At 37.7% G+C, this 19,647-nt stretch carries 26 protein-coding genes, 1 pseudogene and 1 riboswitch; of the genes and pseudogenes, 7 read left to right on the top strand and 20 right to left on the bottom strand.

Annotated elements, in window-relative coordinates; genetic code table 11:
- Positions 1–106: 106 nt before the first annotated feature.
- The 6 genes from ACQKKK_RS17060 to ACQKKK_RS17035 all read right to left on the bottom strand — a co-directional run bounded on the left by ACQKKK_RS17060 (position 107) and on the right by ACQKKK_RS17035 (position 3,673).
- Positions 107–661: a YdhK family protein gene (locus ACQKKK_RS17060; protein ID WP_427617817.1), complete on the bottom strand. Its 555-nt coding sequence runs from the start codon at positions 659–661 to the stop codon at positions 107–109.
- Positions 662–983: 322 nt separating this feature from the next.
- Positions 984–1,601, bottom strand: a complete 618-nt coding sequence (locus ACQKKK_RS17055) for a hypothetical protein (protein WP_427617536.1) — start codon at positions 1,599–1,601, stop codon at positions 984–986.
- 62 nt (positions 1,602–1,663) lie between these two features.
- Positions 1,664–1,981, bottom strand: coding sequence for a hypothetical protein (locus tag ACQKKK_RS17050; RefSeq protein WP_427617534.1), 318 nt, complete (start codon positions 1,979–1,981; stop codon positions 1,664–1,666).
- An 80-nt stretch (positions 1,982–2,061) separates the two neighbouring features.
- Positions 2,062–2,829 carry an arylamine N-acetyltransferase family protein gene (locus tag ACQKKK_RS17045; RefSeq protein WP_427617532.1) on the bottom strand — a complete coding sequence of 256 codons (768 nt, stop codon included), beginning with the start codon at positions 2,827–2,829 and terminating at the stop codon, positions 2,062–2,064.
- A gap of 139 nt (positions 2,830–2,968) precedes the next feature.
- Positions 2,969–3,103, bottom strand: coding sequence for a zinc-binding dehydrogenase (locus ACQKKK_RS17040; RefSeq protein ID WP_427617530.1), 135 nt, complete (start codon positions 3,101–3,103; stop codon positions 2,969–2,971).
- Between the two features lie 387 nt (positions 3,104–3,490).
- Positions 3,491–3,673: a hypothetical protein gene (locus ACQKKK_RS17035; RefSeq protein ID WP_427617528.1), complete on the bottom strand. Its 183-nt coding sequence runs from the start codon at positions 3,671–3,673 to the stop codon at positions 3,491–3,493.
- 307 nt (positions 3,674–3,980) lie between these two features.
- Here ACQKKK_RS17035 and ACQKKK_RS17030 point away from each other — a divergent pair, with 307 nt between their 5' ends.
- The gene (locus ACQKKK_RS17030) at positions 3,981–4,346 is read left to right on the top strand and encodes a carboxymuconolactone decarboxylase family protein (RefSeq protein ID WP_427617526.1); all 366 of its coding nucleotides are present in this window, start codon (positions 3,981–3,983) and stop codon (positions 4,344–4,346) included.
- 100 nt (positions 4,347–4,446) lie between these two features.
- On the opposite strand, the gene ACQKKK_RS17025 is transcribed toward ACQKKK_RS17030, so the two are convergent.
- Positions 4,447–5,076: a spore coat protein gene (locus ACQKKK_RS17025; RefSeq protein WP_427617525.1), complete on the bottom strand. Its 630-nt coding sequence runs from the start codon at positions 5,074–5,076 to the stop codon at positions 4,447–4,449.
- Positions 5,077–5,240: 164 nt separating this feature from the next.
- Here ACQKKK_RS17025 and ACQKKK_RS17020 point away from each other — a divergent pair, with 164 nt between their 5' ends.
- Both ACQKKK_RS17020 and ACQKKK_RS17015 read left to right on the top strand, forming a co-directional pair.
- A complete protein-coding gene (locus ACQKKK_RS17020) occupies positions 5,241–5,384 on the top strand; it encodes a hypothetical protein (protein WP_167555965.1) in 144 nt (47 codons plus the stop codon).
- A gap of 120 nt (positions 5,385–5,504) precedes the next feature.
- A pseudogene (locus ACQKKK_RS17015) lies at positions 5,505–5,948 on the top strand (DUF3231 family protein); the annotation flags it as partial.
- Between the two features lie 100 nt (positions 5,949–6,048).
- Here the strand turns inward: ACQKKK_RS17015 and ACQKKK_RS17010 are convergent.
- From ACQKKK_RS17010 to ACQKKK_RS16995, 4 genes are all read right to left on the bottom strand, one after another.
- Positions 6,049–6,219 (bottom strand): hypothetical protein, encoded by a 171-nt coding sequence (locus ACQKKK_RS17010; protein ID WP_427617523.1) that lies wholly within the window; start codon positions 6,217–6,219, stop codon positions 6,049–6,051.
- 22 nt (positions 6,220–6,241) lie between these two features.
- Entirely contained in the window at positions 6,242–8,023 is a 1,782-nt protein-coding gene (gene thiC, locus ACQKKK_RS17005; RefSeq protein ID WP_427617521.1) for a phosphomethylpyrimidine synthase ThiC, read from the bottom strand.
- A 135-nt stretch (positions 8,024–8,158) separates the two neighbouring features.
- Positions 8,159–8,273, bottom strand: a riboswitch (TPP riboswitch).
- 115 nt (positions 8,274–8,388) lie between these two features.
- Entirely contained in the window at positions 8,389–9,177 is a 789-nt protein-coding gene (locus ACQKKK_RS17000; protein ID WP_427617519.1) for an HAD family hydrolase, read from the bottom strand.
- A gap of 176 nt (positions 9,178–9,353) precedes the next feature.
- The gene (locus ACQKKK_RS16995) at positions 9,354–9,887 is read right to left on the bottom strand and encodes a histidine phosphatase family protein (protein WP_427617518.1); all 534 of its coding nucleotides are present in this window, start codon (positions 9,885–9,887) and stop codon (positions 9,354–9,356) included.
- Between the two features lie 102 nt (positions 9,888–9,989).
- On the opposite strand from ACQKKK_RS16995, the gene ACQKKK_RS16990 reads away from it, so the two are divergent.
- A complete protein-coding gene (locus tag ACQKKK_RS16990) occupies positions 9,990–10,886 on the top strand; it encodes a PdaC/SigV domain-containing protein (RefSeq protein WP_427617516.1) in 897 nt (298 codons plus the stop codon).
- Positions 10,887–11,264: 378 nt separating this feature from the next.
- Here the strand turns inward: ACQKKK_RS16990 and ACQKKK_RS16985 are convergent, their stop codons facing one another.
- From ACQKKK_RS16985 to ACQKKK_RS16965, 5 genes are all read right to left on the bottom strand, one after another.
- Positions 11,265–11,723 (bottom strand): hypothetical protein, encoded by a 459-nt coding sequence (locus ACQKKK_RS16985; RefSeq protein WP_427617514.1) that lies wholly within the window; start codon positions 11,721–11,723, stop codon positions 11,265–11,267.
- A 67-nt stretch (positions 11,724–11,790) separates the two neighbouring features.
- A complete protein-coding gene (locus ACQKKK_RS16980) occupies positions 11,791–12,096 on the bottom strand; it encodes a hypothetical protein (RefSeq protein WP_427617512.1) in 306 nt (101 codons plus the stop codon).
- Positions 12,097–12,128: 32 nt separating this feature from the next.
- The gene (locus ACQKKK_RS16975) at positions 12,129–12,230 is read right to left on the bottom strand and encodes an ATP-binding cassette domain-containing protein (protein ID WP_427617815.1); all 102 of its coding nucleotides are present in this window, start codon (positions 12,228–12,230) and stop codon (positions 12,129–12,131) included.
- Positions 12,231–12,296: 66 nt separating this feature from the next.
- Positions 12,297–12,566, bottom strand: coding sequence for a hypothetical protein (locus tag ACQKKK_RS16970; RefSeq protein ID WP_427617510.1), 270 nt, complete (start codon positions 12,564–12,566; stop codon positions 12,297–12,299).
- 692 nt (positions 12,567–13,258) lie between these two features.
- The gene (locus tag ACQKKK_RS16965; protein WP_427617813.1) at positions 13,259–14,158 is read right to left on the bottom strand and encodes a glycerophosphodiester phosphodiesterase; all 900 of its coding nucleotides are present in this window, start codon (positions 14,156–14,158) and stop codon (positions 13,259–13,261) included.
- Positions 14,159–14,508: 350 nt separating this feature from the next.
- Between ACQKKK_RS16965 and ACQKKK_RS16960 the strand changes: the two genes are divergently transcribed.
- Entirely contained in the window at positions 14,509–15,729 is a 1,221-nt protein-coding gene (locus ACQKKK_RS16960) for an ATP-binding protein (RefSeq protein ID WP_427617508.1), read from the top strand.
- Between the two features lie 144 nt (positions 15,730–15,873).
- Here the strand turns inward: ACQKKK_RS16960 and ACQKKK_RS16955 are convergent, their stop codons facing one another.
- From ACQKKK_RS16955 to ACQKKK_RS16940, 4 genes are all read right to left on the bottom strand, one after another.
- Positions 15,874–16,440 carry an ABC transporter permease gene (locus tag ACQKKK_RS16955; protein WP_427617506.1) on the bottom strand — a complete coding sequence of 189 codons (567 nt, stop codon included), beginning with the start codon at positions 16,438–16,440 and terminating at the stop codon, positions 15,874–15,876.
- Positions 16,441–16,595: 155 nt separating this feature from the next.
- Complete coding sequence (gene clpP, locus ACQKKK_RS16950; protein ID WP_427617504.1) at positions 16,596–17,180, bottom strand: ATP-dependent Clp endopeptidase proteolytic subunit ClpP; 585 nt, start codon at positions 17,178–17,180, stop codon at positions 16,596–16,598.
- Positions 17,181–17,210: 30 nt separating this feature from the next.
- The gene (locus ACQKKK_RS16945; RefSeq protein WP_427617502.1) at positions 17,211–17,918 is read right to left on the bottom strand and encodes a sigma-70 family RNA polymerase sigma factor; all 708 of its coding nucleotides are present in this window, start codon (positions 17,916–17,918) and stop codon (positions 17,211–17,213) included.
- A 297-nt stretch (positions 17,919–18,215) separates the two neighbouring features.
- Positions 18,216–18,548 carry a hypothetical protein gene (locus ACQKKK_RS16940; protein WP_427617500.1) on the bottom strand — a complete coding sequence of 111 codons (333 nt, stop codon included), beginning with the start codon at positions 18,546–18,548 and terminating at the stop codon, positions 18,216–18,218.
- Between the two features lie 380 nt (positions 18,549–18,928).
- Here ACQKKK_RS16940 and ACQKKK_RS16935 point away from each other — a divergent pair, with 380 nt between their 5' ends.
- Positions 18,929–19,423 carry a tyrosine-type recombinase/integrase gene (locus ACQKKK_RS16935; protein WP_427617812.1) on the top strand — a complete coding sequence of 165 codons (495 nt, stop codon included), beginning with the start codon at positions 18,929–18,931 and terminating at the stop codon, positions 19,421–19,423.
- Between the two features lie 13 nt (positions 19,424–19,436).
- Entirely contained in the window at positions 19,437–19,631 is a 195-nt protein-coding gene (locus ACQKKK_RS16930; protein ID WP_427617498.1) for a hypothetical protein, read from the top strand.
- The last annotated feature ends 16 nt before the right edge of the window (positions 19,632–19,647 follow it).

The raw sequence follows: 19,647 nt of genomic DNA, 5'->3' as shown, positions 1-19,647 counted from the left end.
AATCCTACAATTTTCAAGAAAACATATCAACAAAAAAAGGAATGGGTTTGTTTTCCATTCCTTTTTTCTTCTTATGAATTGAAGGCAAGTGCAATATGATGCTAAATCATTCAGACGCTGATAATTCACTTTCCGTTACCCATTTATGATTCTTCACTTTTTCTCCTCCAGTAGTCGGAGTGAAATCAACCATGTAAACAGTCGTTCTTTCAGCAGATTCAATTTCAGCGACTGCCCCGTTCATCCCTTCCATATGAGAGGCATTTACTGTAACCTCCGCTCCGGGTTCATACGTTTTTTCACCTGCATCTTTGATCTCTTCCTGAATGATCCATTTATGATTTTCCACCTTTTCTCCGCCAGTTGTAGACGTATACGAAATTGCATAAGCAGTCGTATCATAGGCACCCACTATTGTTGCTTTTGCCCCCTTCATGCTTTCCATATGACCTGATTCGATAATCGCTTGACTTCCAACCTCATAAGTTGGATTTTCTGCAGCTTTTAATCCTTTAGGAACATCTCCTGATCCAGAATGGTTCATGTCCATTTCACCATGTTGCTTTTCTACTTTATTTTCTTTGTTTGGATCATCGCTGTTGGAACAAGCACCGAGGGCTAAAAATAGGGCTGTTAATACTGATAAAGTTCTTTTTTTCATCATGGATAAAACCTCCTTTACGAGTTAAACCCACCTTACCAATTAAATATGCAGAAATTGTGGAGTACACTCGAGATTAAAAAAATGAGCCAGACATACTTTATGATTAGTCTTGCCCTTATATGAATGTGATCTGATAGCGTTGATCCTGCATGACTTATGAGATGGCAAATTAAAGGAAAGAAAAAAAGACGAACTTTTCTATCGCAAATAGAAAAATCGCCTTTCGTTTTATTAAGCTAAATTGCTTAGGGTTTTATTTATCCGCATACGCACAACTTAAATGGCTGACTCGGAACAATCCCATCATCAGTAGGATTAATTACGAGCCCCCTTTTGATTCCTCGATTTTTTGTATGATATGTGAGAGGTTCATAGAAGTTTGCTCTTTATAATCCCTGCCGATGGATTTGAATAACCCTTTCGCTATACCCCTTAATAAGATTTTGGTATGCTCATCTGGGATGATGGAATTATTAGGGAGACTTGATTCAGCTTGCGCCCCGCCGATCTTATTAGCTGTTTCCTTTATAAAATCAATGATTTTTATTTCATGGATTTTCCCTTCGATAATGGTTTTATAGATAATTTGATTTCTCCAAAGCTTTAGCTCAATCCTCTGTTTAGAGTAATCGAAGAGGTCTTCGGGAATATCAGCAATGCTTATTTGAATGGAATCTTTTATGGGATACAATTTCGGGTTAGGATTGATTTTCTTTATTAAGGAATGGTCAATGGTGACCTTTTCCCGTTTTATACGAGTATTTTTTGTCTCACATAGAATCAGCATTAACTGTCCGGCAATTATATTGTTGAATTCTTCTAATTCAAAGAATTCAACTAGCATTACGCTATATTCCAAAATGGTGATTGCTTCATCGAATTTTCGTTTAGTACCAGCATTTGATCTAGTAAAAACCAACCGATTCTTCCTATCCATATCCTTTTCACCCCTCTGAATCCGAATCTATAAACGGGAAAAACATCCATAGTGGATGTTTTTTACTTATTAGGTCTGAACTTGATCGACTCCGATTTACGATTACCTTTTTCTCCTGTATATTCAATACTAATTACATTAGCCAAATTGATATGTTTGCCACCGGCTTGCAGCCACGTCGCATTTTGGATTAATTGCAATTTCAGGATACTATTCGCTTCATCAGAATGTTGTTCATTCGTCTCTAACTCTTCTGTCTCACCGTTCACATAATAAAATTTATATTTTGCATTACTCATTTTCATCAGCCTCTTTTCAACTACTAATTCAACAAGGACTGACACTTGTCCTGCTTTCAGTAAAAATAGATCGTCTTTCATATCAATGAAGTCCCGTGAAAGTGAACATACTAATCATAAAAAGACTGTCAAGCACGCCTTTGATATTCAGACCGTTTCTCTTATCTATCGAAGTGTTGTTTCATTAACTCTTTAAATCGTGTTCCATCTATTTCTTCTTTCGTCACTTTCCCATTGTCCCACTGTGTAAAGGATGTATCAGTTAAAGTGATGTTCCCGCCGTTTGTCAGACGGGTGATTAATGGATGCTTATTAAATGGCGATTGGGGATTTTCACTGATGATCGTTTGGATCTCATTAAGTTCCACTACATTTTCTACGGGTTTTGAAGAATCGAATGCATACCCGATTTTCCAATCGGGGTCTTTATGTTTCAACTTTAATTCAAGGATATAATCCCCATGGTCGGTATTTTCTTTTTTTATCCTGAATTCACCATTTTGAGAAATGACCGTTTCTTCGTTCAACGGAACTGGTTTTAAAGGCAGATTCCCACCAAATCCCGTATCGACTAAATATGTTTGGTCCTCATGTTTCAAAAGAATGGTGACATGTGTCCTTCCTATGGTCATCCACCCTTGTTTATAGATGACACCCCGAACCAAGAATACATCAAAATCATTTTCCATCAGGAAAAAGTAAAGGGCTGAATTCAATTCATAGCATAATCCACCCTCATTCCTCACAAGGATTTTGTTCATGATATTCTCTTTATTGATATCACTCAACTGGGATGCCATGATTGATAAGTTTTCAAAAGGAATGGTTTTCGCTGTCTTATCAAGAATTTCATCTAATTCAGCAAATGTCAGCTTCTCATCGTCCGGAAGCCCAATTCTTTTCCTGAATAATGCATTCAGTTCATTCATTACGATACCCCCTTAAGTCAGACACCAATGAAGAGTATCCTGACTCTGTATATGTTCATTATACCTTGGCCTTATTTCATTCGCCCATAATGTTGCTTTCTTGGGCAACCTTCTCCATTCACTCACCAAGCAGCTCTCTTTATTCATTCACCCGTAAAATGATTTTACCTAAGTTCTTATTGGCTTCCATATGTTCATGCGCCCTTTTTATTTCTTCAAAAGGGAAGACACGATCCACGATTGCCCTGATTTCATTTTGGAGGAAGAACGGCATGGCCTTTGTAGCGAATTCTTCCGTTAACTCTTTTTAATAGACGTTCCATCAAATTACCTTCTCGACTACAGTTCCACCTTGAATGTCTATCAGTATCCATCTTCCATCAATCTTTATGCTTTTAAGGTTTTTCTCCCAGTAAGTAGCACCGATGAAATCCAGAATGATATCCGCTTCTAGAGAGTGACAGAAATCCAATTTATAAGCGTATGATTATTTTACTCTCAAATTTTAAATATCTTTATTTGTTTTTAAACGACTTTATTGTTTTTATACAACTTTGTTGTCAGTACATTATTTCACATTCTTCAGAAGTAAAGCCTCCTAGTCCTTTTATATAAAAAATGACCTCCATTATATATGAGAAGGTCATTTTTTTGATTAAACTTAATTTCCTGTTTGAGAGCTTTGACTAATAACTTGGCTCAAAGCTTCGTTTATTGGTGTACCAGGGCGACCAAGTAATTTTTCTAAATCGTTACTTTTTATCTCTAATCCACCATCTCCAATACCTTTTTGCGTGTTTACGAGCATAGGAAGATAGGCTTCTGGTACCCCTGCACCTTTCATAATGTCGGCATAAGTATATTTATTAATACACCTTATTCAATTAAATGGCCCGATTGCTGGACAAAATATTTTGGTGTTAATTGGATGTTGACTATGCAGAATGAACCTCGTAATGCCATTGACCTTGCACTTATTTGCATCCTTTGCTATCAATGGTTCAAGGCCACCCGTCCTAAGGGAGCACTTGCCTTGTAGCAGTGAACTTTCAATGATTCCTTCTGTAAACTCCTGTATTTCGGTTTAATCGTTCATTGTTTAGCTCATACTAATTTTTGATGAAAAAATTTAGGATGGAGCTGAATATAAAATGGAATTTGAAGCCAATAATTCTACTGAAAATGCTCTTCGTGATTATAAAGCTGGTATCGGTGTCTTTACGCATAAAATGCCCGACCTTGCTGAGAAATTCAATTCATTTACGGAAGAGTGCTTCAAAGAAGGTCAATTATCCAAGAAAGAGAAACAGCTTATCGCACTAGGAATAAGCTTATATTCGCAAGATGAATACTGTATTATCTATCATACTAAAGGATGTCTTGATCAAGGCTGCACAGAACAAGAAATTCTTGAAGCCATTGGAGTGACCGCAGCATTTGGCGGAGGGGCAACCATGAGTCAAGCTGTTACCCTCGTCCAGGAAAGCATCCAGGAAATAAATCAGATGAAACAATAATAAAGAAGGGGTAGGACAATTTGTCCTACCCCTTCTTTATGTTTTTGAAAAAGGAATCCATTTGCTTTCATGGCAAAACCATGTCATTTAATGCATGCCTTTAATGACTTATGTTGTTATTTCCTTGTGCGGGTGCATATGAATTCATCATTTGTTGCATATCCTGCTGTGCAAGCTGTGGGACTTGGTAGTAATGATGTTTGTTTTGATATAACGAAATCTCATATGCCATTTCAATGCAGTTTGGAACGGAATCTGCAAATACGCGGCGAACCACCGGATTCGTTATTTCAAGCGCAGCCATCGCTTTCATAGATGCAGCAGACTTAACAGCTCCAAGCATCAAGCCTGAAATGCATTCATCTGTAATTTCCGACACGGATTGCAAAGGTTTCTTTGGCTGGGTTGGTGTCAATCCATATATAAAATCATTTCCTTGATTCATTTTGTAGCTCTGGGTTGGTTTAGAAGGATCCTGGCCTGTTTGGAAGCACTCCAATGAAATATTATATTCATCTTGGATGAATTGGTATTGACGATCAAGAATGTCCTTCAATTCCTGGTCCTGTACATGCTGACGCAAAAGCATATACGTATTTAAAGTTCCAATCGCTCCCGACAACACTTCATGTACATCGAATACTTCGTGACCACCGTGATTCATTTGTGGGGGAATAGCACCCGTTTGCATGTTCTGGTGTACTTGACCTTGTTGATTTTGATTTTGCATTTTATTTCCCTCCTCGTTTCATCAATGATGTGAACAAGTTTAGTATGTTAAAAACCAACAGGATTATTCAATCTAAACTCTTCCGCCCTACATCACGTTGTCTGAATAAAAAAAGATGTGATGTTTTAAACTATAAACACTTTATATGTATGGGAGGATTTCAAATGACACATAAATGCTTCTATTGTACTGATGACACGGAAGAAAAAAAAATCCATGTTGTAACGTTTCAAGTTACCGACACGGATAGAAATGAAATGCTCTGTGATGAATGTTATCAAGAATGGCTACAAGGAATAAAAGGTTAATAATCATAAGCCCTCTAACGCTTCCCAAACATTAACAATGCATAAAGGGTAAGTACATGGCAACTTATCGTTTTAAAAGTTTGAATTTCAAGGAGGATGGTTTGGGTATTTTAAGCGGAAAATTACGGAGAGGTATTTGGTACATGGGCATTTCTAACAACAACAAAAGGGTTAATTGCATGTCATCAAACAATGCTCAATCACACTGGTGACAAGGACCTGCATAAATTACTTGAAGAAGTGATAAATCAAGGGAAACAGGAAAATGACCAAATTGAATTATTATTAAAAGAAAATAACGTAGGACTCCCCCCATCACCACCTGAAAGGCCTAAAGCTAATTTAGAGGATATTCCCGTTGGGGCACGTCTTCAAGATCCTGAAATCTCTGCTTCAGTATCAATCGATATTAATGCAGGATTAGTTGCTTGCAGCCATATCATGGGTCAATGCATCCGCGAAGATATTGCAGTGATGTTCGCACAATTCCATGCCAAAAAAGCGGCATTGGGTGCTGCTTTCCTAAGATTAAATAAGAAAAAAGGATGTAAAACAGGTTTGTAAATAGTAATGAAATATCCCCTTAATCATGTTGACTTTATGATTGAATGCCCCGCATGATTAAGGGATTAATTCCGATAATGAAAGGACGATTAAGGAATCACTACCATTGCAGACTTTCGATTAAGTGGCACTTTGTGCATTCTTGAATATAATCATTTTTTACAAATTCATGATTACAATTCTCCCGAAAAATGTCCAACTCTTTTTTAAGCTGTTCCAATTGAGTTTCCAACAGTTGCATTTCACCTTTTATCTGGATTACCCGATTCATCAAATTCTCCCTCTCGTCCGAATCATTGATAGATTTTTCCGTCCGTTTTCCTAAATTCATTCGCTTTTTCTTTAAGCCCTTCATCGATTACCGACTCAAAACCCAAGCCCTTTTCTTTTGCCAAATCACGGATGTCCTGGGAGATTCTCATACTGCAGAATTTAGGTCCGCACATTGAACAGAAATGGGCTGTTTTCGCACCTTCAGCCGGAAGAGTTTCGTCATGATATTCTACCGCCCTTTCAGGGTCGAGAGAAAGATTGAACTGATCTCTCCAACGAAATTCGAATCTAGCCTTCGAAAGGGCATCATCCCGTTTTTGTGCATGCTTATGGCCTTTTGCAAGGTCAGCTGCATGTGCTGCAATTTTATAAGTAATGACCCCTACTCGAACATCCTCTTTATTCGGAAGTCCCAAATGCTCTTTCGGTGTCACATAACAGAGCATGGCAGTTCCAAACCATCCAATCATGGCAGCACCAATTGCAGAAGTAATATGATCGTATCCAGGAGCAATATCCGTTGTTAACGGTCCTAAGGTATAGAATGGAGCTTCTTGACAGACTTCCAGCTGCTTATCCATATTTTCTTTAATCAAATGCATCGGTACGTGACCGGGTCCTTCCACCATGACTTGAACATCGTGCTTCCAAGCAATCTTCGTCAGTTCCCCCAGTGTTTCCAATTCAGCAAATTGGGCCTCATCGTTTGCATCTGCAATGGACCCAGGACGGAGGCCGTCACCTAATGAGAAAGAGACATCATATGCCTTCATGATTTCACAAATCTCTTCAAAGTGAGTATAGAGGAAGCTTTCTTGATGGTGGGCCAAGCACCATTGTGCCATGATGGAGCCCCCTCGTGAAACAATTCCCGTAACTCGCTTTGCTGTTAATGGGATGTACCGTAAAAGCACACCGGCGTGTATGGTGAAGTAATCGACACCTTGCTCGGCCTGCTCGATTAATGTATCCCGAAAAACATCCCAATTTAAATCTTCCGCGACTCCATTCACTTTTTCCAATGCTTGATATATCGGAACCGTCCCAACTGGCACAGGTGAATTCCTGATAATCCATTCCCGTGTCGTGTGGATATTCTTTCCTGTGGATAAATCCATTATGTTGTCGGCTCCCCATCGTGTAGCCCAAGTCATTTTCTCCACTTCATCTTCGATCGATGAACTAACAGCTGAGTTTCCTATATTCGCATTTATTTTCACATGAAAATTACGTCCGATGATCATTGGCTCACTTTCAGGATGGTTAATATTTGCCGGAATGATCGCCCTACCGCTAGCTACCTCTTCTCTTACAAACTCAGGGGTAACATTTTCCCTGATCGAAATGAACTCCATTTCTGGGGTGATGATACCTTTACGGGCATAATGAAGCTGGGTTACGTTTTTCCCTTTCATTGCACGCAATGGTTTTCTTTTCAATCCCGGAAAAATTTCGGCTTTGGATTGTGACTCCACTTTTCTATACCCATTATCTTCGGGCTTTATTTCACGTCCTTCATACTCTTCAACGTCTTCACGTTCCAGGACCCAATTGCGTCTAATCGGGGCAAGGCCTTTATGAATATCAATGGGATATTCTGAATCCGTATAGAAACCGCTTGTGTCATAAACTCTCAAAGGCGGATTCTCCTCTTCACCGAATGCACCTGTAGTAGGACTTAGCTTAATTTCACGCATAGGTACTTTAATATCAGGTCTAGATCCCTCAACATACACTTTTTTACTCCCGGCAAAATTGGACATAATTGAAACGTTCATGTCATTTACTGAATTACTCATCATGATTTCATTTCTCCTTTTTAAGTTCATTTAAAAAGGACAAAATCCAATCCATTTCGCACGAAAAAGCCGGATCTTATATTTAAGACCCGGCTAACGTTAGTATGACTACAGAAATGACCAAATGAAATGTCATTGTTTAGTAGATTCTAACTTCCCCACGCTGGTATGAACCAGATCAGGTCCTGAGGGTTAAAAAGCATAAGCGCTTCTCTCTCAGCCCAACTGTTATTGGACACCCCTAGTCTGAATAATTTAATTGATTACAGGGTAACTATATATCACCCTTTTCATTCTGTATATAATTTGAAAGTCCTAATATTTTAAGTCACCCTCTCCAAATTCGTTACTTGGAGAAGGATGACCAATTAATTTTCCAGGCTCTCAAGGATTGCGTAAAGCTCCTCTAAATGCTTGATTTCATAAGTTGGAAGCACTTCATTCCGTTCCTTATCATGGCGATTTATCCAAACCGACTTTATGCCTACCCGTGATGCTCCAAGAATATCCGTCATTAAATTATCGCCGACCATCAATACTTCATCCTTATCAAGCTCCATGATTTCCAAAGCATGCTCAAAAATGGAGGCATCCGGTTTACCTCGTCCAAAGGCTCCAGAAATGACGATTTGGTCGAAATAAGGAACTAGTTCAGGTGTTATTTCAAGTTTGGTATTTTGCAGTTCAGGAGAACCGTTCGTCAACAATAGCATTTTGTACTTCCCTTTTAATTCATCTAACACACGGAATGATTCTTCATAAATAAATGGCTTTTTACGTCTCTCGGCAGGGAAACGGTCTGCCAGTTCGAGCCCAAATGCCGGGTCATCGATCCCTAATGCCTTCAAGCCTCTCGTCCATGCTTCTTTCCGATAAGCTGGTGAAATCACGGCCATCTTCCGGAATTCATCATGATCATCCTGAAAATTTCCCCATAGACCTTCAAATGGGTTGATTCCGATCATTTGTGTAAATGCATAAGTATCGTAAGAAGAATAAAGCTCACGAGCTTCCTTCCGAACCGCTTCCTCAAACTCGTCGACATTTAAATCATATTTCTCCTTAGCCACTTCACATGTGGCCACAAAAGCCTCTTTTACACTTTTCTGATCCCATAGCAATGTATCATCTAAATCAAAAAAAACTGCCTTCACCAAAATGTCCACCTTCTATCCCTATTATTGAATTCGTAAAAATCACACTATTACAATAATAAACTACAACCAATGGAAAAAGAATAACTAATCGGAAAATGCCTGCATCTTTCTTAAGCAAAATGTTCGATGTGGCCAGACTTACTTTCTATGTTGGGAAATCCTATATTTTTGACTTATCATCTTTCGAATACATACAGCTTTCCGTTACCGGCAATCTTGAATTTTGGACCGGTGAACCCCCTTCGGATCAGCTCTTTCCTCATATAAACCATTAGGGCGGCATGACTCACGATCAGAACATCCCTTTCTCCCTTTGCAAAGACTTCATCCAATACCTTATTGATTCTTCGTTCAGCTATCTTAATTTCCGCCCTTGTCTCCTTGTTGAACAGCGAGCAGCAGCGAATCCAGATGGCCCAAAGGATAAACGGCAGCTTCACCTTCCCTTTAAGAGGGGGAGAAGGTATTTCCCGAAGCTCCTCCATCTGATGAACCGTACCTGGATAAATATGTTCAGCTGTCTTGACAGCTCTCGACATATCACTGCAATAACATTCCTGCCATTCCTCTACACCAAGTAAAGTCGTTCCATAAATAATATCCGCTGCATCATAGTCCTCAAACCATTGCTTCATATCATCCGCCGTTACAGGTTTCCCAGTAGGGAATTCATGTGCCACCTTAAAATGCCGTACCAAACCAATTTTCATTTTTTTCTCCTCTTTAACTTTTGAATTATAAAATTAACTTTCTATTTGATCCACCAACTTATATAATAGGTGATGTAAAAATTATACAAAGGTGGTAATTGAATGCTATCCAAGAATTTCACTAAGATTTTCCTTGCTGTCGCATTAACTTTTACATGCATCTCTTTTTTACTGATAAAAATCGACTCCGTCTCCGCAGCCACTACAGAAAACGCAACGGTAAACACGAAGAATTCCCCTTTATCCGTTAGAAGTGGTCCCGGCACCAGCTATAAAAATGTAGGATCGTTGGAGAAAGGGAAAGCCGTAACCGTTTATTCAAAAACAAAATCCGGCTGGTCGGAAATTCGGTACAATGGAAAAAAAGCCTATGTATCTACTAAATATTTAAAATTCAGCAATGTGAAAATAACCAAGAATAAATATAAAAATATTAGTGACTTGTCGTATCCGCAAGTATCAGGACTTAAAAGTAAAGCAGCTCAGGATCAAATTAATCAGGTGTTAACTAATCATGCCAAGGATGCCTATTCCTCTTATCTGCAAGCAAAAAAGGATAGGGAAAAAGATAAAAATGAGGAATGGTGCAAAGAATCCCCATACTCTTGCCAGTATAGTTACAGTATTTCGTATAAAGTGAAATTCAACCAGGATGAAAAGCTAAGCATTCTCATTGACGATTACTCCTATAGCGGTGGAGCTCATGGAATGGGATACACAACATCCTATAATTTTAAAGTGTCTTCCGGTAAACAGGTGAAAATCAGTGAAATCCTCACATCCAAAGTGAAATATACGAAGGTGCAGAAATATGCTTTTGACTACATGAAGAAAAGAGATAGTTATTATGTAAAAAAACAGAGCGATGTTCCCGTCAATAAGGATTCACAGTTCTATTATACAAATGGGGGGATCTATCTCGTATTCCAAGAATATGAGGTGGCTCCTTATGCATTTGGCCGCCCTGCAGTAAAAATCCCAAGTAATGTTTATAAATAATTTCGTCGCACAGGGGCTAACTCCTGTGCTTTTTAACTTTCATTCAATATATCTAACGAAAAATATAGAACCATATTTCACGGTCTGATAAGACTTCATGCATACTTACCATCGCATTCAAAAAAGTGGATTTTTTAATAATAGATAGTTGATGGGAATATGTTTTTAACCAATACCCAACTTTCTTTTATCTGATGTAAACCTAATGCGAAGAAGTTCTTTGTTAAAGGACGAGAATAAGGAGTGTGTAGAGTTTACCTGATATGGATAGATGGGACCGAATACGAAGAAGAGAAGGCTTCTTATGCCAACCAAAACAGTTTTAATATGATCCAAGAATAATGAAAATAGAGAAGGCTTTTTACCCTCTCCATTTTTTCACTTCACAAATTGGAGTTCCGTAATCGTACATCTTTTCCTGAATTTATATTTTCCGCTCAAATCACTGAATTGATAATCATTTAGTACCTTTTCCAGCTGTCCTTTTAGCTTTTCTTCCATGATAAATGAATCGACAGCCTCTTTCCAATTTTCTTTCCCGATTAACTCTTCGAATGGAATGGTAGTTAGGACTTCATCATAAATCTGGATGCTTTGATCGATGCCGAAGCTGCCATATATGCTCCCATTTTCATCAGCAAAAATATGCTCCGATTCCAGTTCCTCCACCAGCACCTCTAAAAACCCCTTTGACTCAACAGGCTTGATGGCAATCTCTGCTTCCGCCTTTACAGGCCCAAATCTCTTATCGACGATCTCTATCGTCACTTGGACGTGAAAGGAAGGGTACATTACCTCAATCCCATCACAAAGTTCCGCTGCCAAATTGTATATCATCTGAACACCCTCCTTTTATTTACTATCATTATATAATATAAATACCTCATTGCCTTATCAATAACCCTTATTCAAGATCACTTAGCATCGTTTCTTTTTTGAAGATCAACTCATCTTTTTCCCTATCATAATAATAGATTTTGAATGTTTCATCCCCGCTTAAATCTGTACTGCCAGACAACACGCCAAAATGTCCATCTCCCATATCGACCATATTGGAATAACTGGCCTGAGGATACACATTATAATCTCCACCATCCATTGGATCAATCGTCACATTCCCGGATCCACCTGAAACAAAAGCAACGATAATAGTCAAGAAAATCAGTGTAACCCTGATATTCTTCAGTTCACGCGCATAATGATCATTCATCTTTTTTCACCTCATTTATTTTTGTCTTGTTTCTAAACATTGACCTTTAAGATTTCTTTAATTAAAGTTGTTTTACCCACACCATTATGTCCAAGTAATGCATATAAACTGCCTTTTTTTAAATTAATCGTAATGTTATTTAAAGCACTACTATTACCATCTGAAACTGATAGGTTATTAGCTAAATTCGTCCTTTATAATCAAGGTTTCTTAGTAATCACCCTATTTGAAAAAAGGATAATTACTGTGAAAGGGACAGCTAATAATAAAGCACTCATAATAATATTAATGAAATTCACATCCACATCGCCACTAGAATGCAAATTATAAATAGGGAAATTTTTGAATGGATACAGTTTTTCATGTTTTACAGGATTACTTAAATTTTGAGAAAGAAAATAGAAAGATCCAAAAAAACCTATACAAGCATTTAAAATAAAAATAAACATGAAAACCCTTATTTTTTTCATATTATCGCTCCTTTAATATAGTTTCTAATACTTTTGAATCTTTTCCAAAGATTAGATTCAAAAGTTCTATTATGATCAACATAGCAATAAATAACGTTAGATAAGTGTTAGCATGGTCCTAATACAGAAGGCAATTCTTGTACACGAATAAGGTATTCCGGTGGAATACTATACGATATCAACACCAATCGCCCAAGCTATAAGTGCAGCTCCTAAAATTATTAAAATGAACACTATAGGATGTGCCAAAGCATTTGTAGATTTCTTTTTTGGTAAAAATGATTTCATAAGCATAATTATCTTCATCTGAATTTGAATATATAAATTTAGCGTAATTGAGTTTATCGTATCTAGTTCGCCCTCCCAATCCTTTTACACATTTTTACATATTACCACAAAAAACTTATTGTGGAGTTTTTTTCTCTGTATTTATCTTGAAAATTTTGGTTTTGTTTTGATATTAGGGTATTCAATGAACCATACCCCGAATAATGGACACAGTAAAAAAAGTCCCTTATTCGAGGTTTTTCTATGTCCTCATACTAGAAACCCGTTTATAATCAAAAGTCTACTAAGCCTATGAACACCTATTTCTCCCAAGGATTAAATGCCCTTCATTAAGTTGAATCCGGTTCATACAAAAAAAGCCCCGGAAAACCGGGACTCACCTATGAAACACTTATTTAGTAACCTTATAAATTCACATTGTCATTGTGCTTTTCGTGCTTATACTCTCTTAAAACCTCGTTAAATACATCGGGATAATTAGTAAACAGCCCCGTTGCACCCCATTCTAACGCTTTTTTCATGTCCGCTCTTTCATTTACTGTATATGGATGGAATTGAAGGTCATGATTTCGAACCATCTTCACATATTGTCCATCCACCTTATTGAAGTTCGGCCCCACTCCAATGGCATATTCCTTAATGGATTCCAATTCTTCATCTGAAATAGTTGCCTGATTCTTATAAGAGAAAAGTTGAACCAGTGGTAACTTTGGATTCATATCATGAACCTTCAACAGACTTTCTTTACTGAACGATTGTATGAGTACATTTTTGGTACGTCCCTTTGAATCTACCATCTTATAATCTTTCAGAACCTCTAGAAGTTCTTCTTCCATTCCTGGATATACATCAGGAGACTTTGTTTCAATATAGTAATTGGCCTGCTTGCCGAATTTCATAAAGACTTCTTCAAGAGTGGGTACCGTTAACCCTTCATATTTCTTTTTTGCCAATTGCGGATATTGTTCATTGAACCATGTACCGGCATCCAGTTTTTTGATTTCTGCAAGCGTTAAGTCTTTCACTAGACCTGTACCATTTGTTGTACGATCCACCGTTTCATCATGCATCGCTATTAATTTTCCGTCCTTAGTCATTTGGAGATCGATTTCTATGTAGTCACCCTTCATTTGTTCTCCCAATTGATAACCGGGAATTGTATGTTCAGGAGCATAACCAGAAGCACCCCGATGTGCGATATTCACAATTTTCTTCTGATAAATTGATGAGTTTGAAAGATTTTCTTTTGCTGAAGCAGCAGAAGCATCCAACGAAGTAGCCTGTAATATAAATCCAACGCTCATAATACATAAACCTAATTTCTTTATACTAGTTTTCAATTTCCCTCTCTCCCTTCTATTCTTACTTTCATTTTAGAAGGGAAATGTAAATTTACAACAAATATACTGTAAATAAACTACACATCTCTAAAAATAAGGAAAATACCCCATAAAATATTATATCCACAGAAACTATTTAGTTCTTTTCGCCTAAAATTAATACATTACCTAGTTCCATTAGACTTTCGTTAACTCATTTTACAAAGTTTTAAGTTGGGAAGCAAATTAAGTAAAGTAACCTACGTTTTTTGATTTACAAAAAACTAGTAACAGATTACTATTAAACAAACAGAATATTTATATTAAGGGGAATTATGTTAAAAAATTATCAATATTATCAAAACAAACACCGATTTATACTGAAGGCATTCATGGCAATGATATCCTTTTTACTATTAGTTGGGATTTCAGTATCACCTATAAGTTGGAAAGATAATCCCTACGATATGACATTTCAGGTCATTTTAATATCGGGAATGATAATTTCTCTGTTGTTTTTCTTAAAAACAGAAGTCAATTTCTATAAAACCCTATTCATTTCTTTAATTACTGTTTATATATATAGCAAGTTCTGGATTTTTCCAGATACCGCAATTATGCTGGCTTTTTTTGCTATAGCACCCTTGATTCCCATTTTTCTCTTTGATAAAATCGGATTTTATATTGTCGCCACTTTAAATATCATATTAGGTCCTGCTTCCATCTTGATTATTTCGCAAACGGATCTTAAATACACTTATGAATATGTTTCTTTGGATAGTTTCGGCAATACGCTTAATTTCATCGCTATACAAATCATATTGGTATTTGTATTCATAGGAACTAACAATAGAATGGAATCCACTAATGCATTCCATAAGGAAATCCAACAGGCCAAACAATTGAACTCAGTCGGTCAGCTAGCAGCCACCATTGCACATGAGATACGGAATCCCATTACAGTCGTAAAGGGGTTTGCCCAGTTATTAGATCAAGAGAAGGAACTGAATGAGACGGAAAAATTTTATGTGCAGACCATGCTTACAGAACTTGAATATACACAAGTGATAATCAATGACTATTTGTCTTTGGCAAAACCACAAACGGATAATATTCAGGTCATTCCTTTAAATTATGAAATCCAAAAGATTTCCGATCTATTATCCAGTTTCGCCAATAATCGAAACATAGGCTTTCAACTTGATTTCCGTGATGACCTACAAATCAATATGAATCCGATCGAGCTTAAACAGATACTGGTCAATATCATGAAAAATGGAATTGAGTCGATGAACAATCCCGGATTCATCAAGGTGGAAACAGAGAAGGAACGTACTATGGCAAAAATCCGAATAACGGATTCAGGAATAGGTCTTTCCAAAGAACAGCTTGAAATACTCGGCACTCCTTTCTATTCGCTTAAAGATAGGGGAACTGGTATCGGCCTGACAGTTTGTTATTCCATCGTTCAAAAATACAAAGGGAAAATCGTGGTGCAGAGCGAATTGCACAAAGGAACATCCTTCACTATTTATTTGCCCTTATATATCGAATAAAAAAGAACGCCTTCCAATAAATCCAACAAAACAAGAAAAAGGATGACCACCCTAAACCAGGCGGTCATCCTTTTCATTTAAGCTTTAAAGCTATCTTGCCATTTCAGTAAATGATTTTCTAAAAAGCGAAACAAGTCTGAGATTTTACCACCGAGAGCAAAAATGATGATGCCTATGAATACGACGTCCGTTTGCATGAATGAACGGGCATCCTGGATCATGAAGCCCCCCTCTATCCGCGCCCAACAATTCAGCAACGACCAAGCACATCCAAGCAGCACTTAAGGCTAAACGGATACCAAGCAATATGTTCTGTAAAACTGACTGAATCATGAGCTTCGTTATTTGCTCTAGACGGCCAATCTCTAAGATTCGGGCAACATTGTAGAGTTTTTTATCCACATTCCTAAGGCCCAAAAAAGTTTGTAAATATAGAGGGAAAAAACCACATAATGCAAAGCCAAGAAGAGCCCGCGTTAAACTGATTTGTAAATACATGGTCATTTCCCCTGACTGAACGAGGTCAATGAAAGTTGTGACGATCAATAAAGGTGATGAGAAAAATTGGGCAGGCAGGATGCCTATTGAACCTAATGATTGCCATGCAATCAACACGACAACGCATAGTAACAAAATCACTTCATATAATCTTCCGTAAAATACCATTCTTTGATCCAATACTTTTCTGGCTCCACTAATCAGCTTCACCATGCCCTGGCTCCCGGTATTATCAAGTTATCTTTGTCAACGATCGCCGCATTATGTAAAAGGGTAAAAAAAGAGACTGCCGATATACTTATATCGACAGTTTCTCTTCGTTTTTTTGCTTACTGGTGGCGTTTCGTTTTCATCCAGGTCTCTTTATATTATTTACCCTGAACGATTATTTCATCGATTATACCGTAATCCTTCGCCTCATTTGCGCTTAAGAAATAATCACGATCTGTATCCTTCGCCACCTTTTCGATAGGCTGCCCAGTTCTTTCCGAGATGATCTGATTGATATGATCCTTTAGTTTCAAAATCCTTCGGGCAGAAATTTCAATTTCCGTGGCTTGCCCCCTTGCCCCACCAAGCGGTTGATGAAGCATGATTTCACTGTTCGGCAAAGCGCATCTTTTCCCTTTCGTACCAGCCAATAAAAGCATGGCACCGAATGATGCTGCCATACCCGTACATACAGTTCGGATATCAGGCTTTATATATTGCATCGTATCATAAATGGCGAAGCCGGCACTGGTCGATCCCCCCGGACTGTTTATGAAGATGGTAATTTCTTTATCAGGTGCATCTGCTGCCAAGAATAACAATTGGGCAACCACACTATTGGCTAAATGATCGGTGATTTCTTCTCCAATCATGATGATTCGGTCTTTTAGTAGTCTGGAATAAATATCGTATGAGCGTTCACCCTTACTGGATTGCTCAATTACATATGGGATGGTAGTCATATCTCTTCTTCCTCCTAACAAAATTATTGGCTATGCAGCCATTGAGAGTGTGTTTGAAGGAGTGAAGCATGCTTTGGAATGAAGCGGACGATTCATCAGTTTAGGAATCATCGATTCACTGTTCAAGGATTTGAAAGATGGAATGCTTTTAATGAGGATATCAGGATTTTGGGCTTTTAAAGCCTGTGTCATCAGGGACATGAGCCTCTGTTCCTCCTCATATTGCCAATCTTCCACGCAGGACAACTTACGCTCTTCAACGTCATTGTCAAAACGCTTTTTCACACGGTTCAAGATGGCCTTTACAGCCGTTTCCGTGGTGTTCAAGTAATCTGAGATTTCTTTGGACCGATAAAGGAATCCTTCCTTTAATAGGAATACAACAGCTTGTTTCGGGGTAAGGGATTTTATAATATATTCAACCGTTTCAAAGGCATTTTCCCCAATTGACCCCTGCTGTTCGGAATCCAACAGATCGTCTAAGGATTCTTTTTTTCTTTTTCGTATCGTATCAATCCAGGAATGCCGGGCTATCGTCTTCAATAAAGGCGTTGTTATCTCCGTTTTCTTCCCATACCCCTGCATTGCCTTCAATATCGTGTCCTGTGCCAAATCATCCCCATCCCAATTATTTTGGGTCAGGAATCGGCAAAAGCGAAGCAATTCAGGATAGACTTCATCCAACATGTTGCCGTTATCCTTTCTTTCAGAAATATCTTCCCTCAACTTATTTATCATTTTTTCTCACTCCTTCAACACCCTCTATCCTATAAACGTTTCAGAAAGAGAAAAAGATATGGGGGTGAAAAATTTTTCCATCGTTCTTCATATATTCTATTCCATTTTTTCCATCGGGTTTCCTTTCATACTAAAAACCTGTTTGGTTTATGATCCAAACAGGCTAATGTCAATATTCTGTAAAATCCCTAACCTTATCCCAAATCGTATCTTGTTCCGATACATCCTTATCTCCCGGATGTCTGTGTCATGATTCCTGAATTTCAAATTTCTGGGTGACCCATAGTGACTTGGCTGCTATTCCAAGTGTTCAATGCATTCAACCGTGTATTCACTAGGTTCCATTACGTCGATTTCAATACCAAACCAACTGGAGGAGCGACTCTCATTAGCACTATCTTTACAATAGTTTACTAATGAACCGTTCGACATCACTTCCGATTCTTGATCTCCCATCTCTTCAAAATTAACTGATTGCTCGTAATGGCGTTCACTGTCAGATAACCTCTTTCCATTCTCCAGACCTGCGAACATGAACATGCAGTAAAAAACCGCAATCATAATTGCCATAGTAATCAACCTTGACTTTAAAGGCAGTAACTTTATCAATATAGCTAAAACTCTCTTCATGTTGGTTTCCCCAATCCTGCCAAAGCATAATAAATTCAGAATGAATTAATTCATCCATTAAATATCCATCAATACACTAGTTTAGAAAAACATTACTATAGACTCATTATATCAAGTTCCATTAGTTTTTATTGCTATTATTTAACCTTAATAAGAATAAACAACTAAAATACTCTGAAACCTTAAAAATGAACAGTACAAAAAATATCAGTATACTCATCAAATTGACTTCCATCCATTTCAAGTGTTAATCTTAAAATAACTAAAAAGTATACATTCAAAATACCAATTCCACTGGCGTGAACAAAGGGTGATCCAATTTGCCAAAAGAACATTTAATTGACGTCCAACCAATCAGATCATTGGAAAAATTAGATGATATGAAATGGTCATTGAAAAGACATTGCAGCGAGAGGGACTATATATTGTTCTTGTTAGGCATCAATACCGGCTTGCGTGTGTCTGATCTATTATCGTTGAAGATAAAGGACGTTAAAGGCAAGATGGCAGTCACCATCAAAGAAGGCAAAATTAAGAAGCCAAGAACAATAAAGCTTAACACTATATGTAATGAGTTAACAGCCTATATAGATACCATCAATAGTGAATGGCTATTCCCTTCACGTAAGGGTGATAAGCCAATAAGCAAGATACAAGCATACAGACAGCTTAACAAAGCAGCAGACATGGTAGACATCGAAAGCGTCGGCACCCATACCATGCGGAAAACATTCGGGTACTGGTTCTATAAACGAAGTAAGAACGTTGCTGAGTTACAAATGATCCTTAATCATTCACACCCTGTAATTACACTGAAGTACATTGGGATTACTGATGAAGGAACAGAGGACGGAAGAAATGACTTTGTACTATAGGAGGACGGAAGAAATGTCACTGACTAAATACAATGCAAAATATGAATATATCATTCGCAGCAATATTTCTGACAGACAAAAGGCATTGAAATTAGCTGATTTAATGACCGATATGGAAGGCCAGCTTAGAAATGAAATCGGGGAGCATCGGAATAAGGAAGTAAATGCTTTATATAAAAAAGTATCACTTCTATCCAACTTGTTATGATCGAGCCTGAGACCCT

The sequence above is a fragment of the Peribacillus sp. NPDC006672 genome (genome assembly GCF_050274955.1).
In the GTDB taxonomy this organism is placed as follows: domain Bacteria; phylum Bacillota; class Bacilli; order Bacillales; family DSM-1321; genus Peribacillus.
This window is presented reverse-complemented; position numbering and strand designations above follow the sequence as displayed.

What these genes read in the sequence shown, in the direction of transcription:
- thiC (WP_427617521.1), bottom strand. Translation starts at nt 8,023, where the DNA reads ATGATGAGTAATTCAGTAAATGACATGAACGTTTCAATTATGTCCAAT.
- ACQKKK_RS16945 (WP_427617502.1), bottom strand. Translation starts at nt 17,918, where the DNA reads ATGATAAATAAGTTGAGGGAAGATATTTCTGAAAGAAAGGATAACGGC.
- ACQKKK_RS17055 (WP_427617536.1), bottom strand. Translation starts at nt 1,601, where the DNA reads ATGGATAGGAAGAATCGGTTGGTTTTTACTAGATCAAATGCTGGTACT.
- ACQKKK_RS17020 (WP_167555965.1), top strand. Translation starts at nt 5,241, where the DNA reads ATGACACATAAATGCTTCTATTGTACTGATGACACGGAAGAAAAAAAA.
- ACQKKK_RS16965 (WP_427617813.1), bottom strand. Translation starts at nt 14,158, where the DNA reads ATGAGCGTTGGATTTATATTACAGGCTACTTCGTTGGATGCTTCTGCT.
- ACQKKK_RS16980 (WP_427617512.1), bottom strand. Translation starts at nt 12,096, where the DNA reads ATGAATGATCATTATGCGCGTGAACTGAAGAATATCAGGGTTACACTG.
- ACQKKK_RS17040 (WP_427617530.1), bottom strand. Translation starts at nt 3,103, where the DNA reads ATGCCGTTCTTCCTCCAAAATGAAATCAGGGCAATCGTGGATCGTGTC.
- ACQKKK_RS16970 (WP_427617510.1), bottom strand. Translation starts at nt 12,566, where the DNA reads ATGAAAAAAATAAGGGTTTTCATGTTTATTTTTATTTTAAATGCTTGT.
- ACQKKK_RS17010 (WP_427617523.1), bottom strand. Translation starts at nt 6,219, where the DNA reads ATGAATCGGGTAATCCAGATAAAAGGTGAAATGCAACTGTTGGAAACT.
- ACQKKK_RS17035 (WP_427617528.1), bottom strand. Translation starts at nt 3,673, where the DNA reads ATGAAAGGTGCAGGGGTACCAGAAGCCTATCTTCCTATGCTCGTAAAC.
- ACQKKK_RS16995 (WP_427617518.1), bottom strand. Translation starts at nt 9,887, where the DNA reads ATGAAAATTGGTTTGGTACGGCATTTTAAGGTGGCACATGAATTCCCT.
- clpP (WP_427617504.1), bottom strand. Translation starts at nt 17,180, where the DNA reads ATGACTACCATCCCATATGTAATTGAGCAATCCAGTAAGGGTGAACGC.
- ACQKKK_RS17025 (WP_427617525.1), bottom strand. Translation starts at nt 5,076, where the DNA reads ATGCAAAATCAAAATCAACAAGGTCAAGTACACCAGAACATGCAAACG.
- ACQKKK_RS17050 (WP_427617534.1), bottom strand. Translation starts at nt 1,981, where the DNA reads ATGAAAGACGATCTATTTTTACTGAAAGCAGGACAAGTGTCAGTCCTT.
- ACQKKK_RS17030 (WP_427617526.1), top strand. Translation starts at nt 3,981, where the DNA reads ATGGAATTTGAAGCCAATAATTCTACTGAAAATGCTCTTCGTGATTAT.
- ACQKKK_RS16940 (WP_427617500.1), bottom strand. Translation starts at nt 18,548, where the DNA reads ATGAAGAGAGTTTTAGCTATATTGATAAAGTTACTGCCTTTAAAGTCA.
- ACQKKK_RS16955 (WP_427617506.1), bottom strand. Translation starts at nt 16,440, where the DNA reads ATGGTGAAGCTGATTAGTGGAGCCAGAAAAGTATTGGATCAAAGAATG.
- ACQKKK_RS16985 (WP_427617514.1), bottom strand. Translation starts at nt 11,723, where the DNA reads ATGATATACAATTTGGCAGCGGAACTTTGTGATGGGATTGAGGTAATG.
- ACQKKK_RS17060 (WP_427617817.1), bottom strand. Translation starts at nt 661, where the DNA reads ATGAAAAAAAGAACTTTATCAGTATTAACAGCCCTATTTTTAGCCCTC.
- ACQKKK_RS16990 (WP_427617516.1), top strand. Translation starts at nt 9,990, where the DNA reads ATGCTATCCAAGAATTTCACTAAGATTTTCCTTGCTGTCGCATTAACT.
- ACQKKK_RS16960 (WP_427617508.1), top strand. Translation starts at nt 14,509, where the DNA reads ATGTTAAAAAATTATCAATATTATCAAAACAAACACCGATTTATACTG.
- ACQKKK_RS16930 (WP_427617498.1), top strand. Translation starts at nt 19,437, where the DNA reads ATGTCACTGACTAAATACAATGCAAAATATGAATATATCATTCGCAGC.
- ACQKKK_RS17045 (WP_427617532.1), bottom strand. Translation starts at nt 2,829, where the DNA reads ATGAATGAACTGAATGCATTATTCAGGAAAAGAATTGGGCTTCCGGAC.
- ACQKKK_RS16935 (WP_427617812.1), top strand. Translation starts at nt 18,929, where the DNA reads ATGAAATGGTCATTGAAAAGACATTGCAGCGAGAGGGACTATATATTG.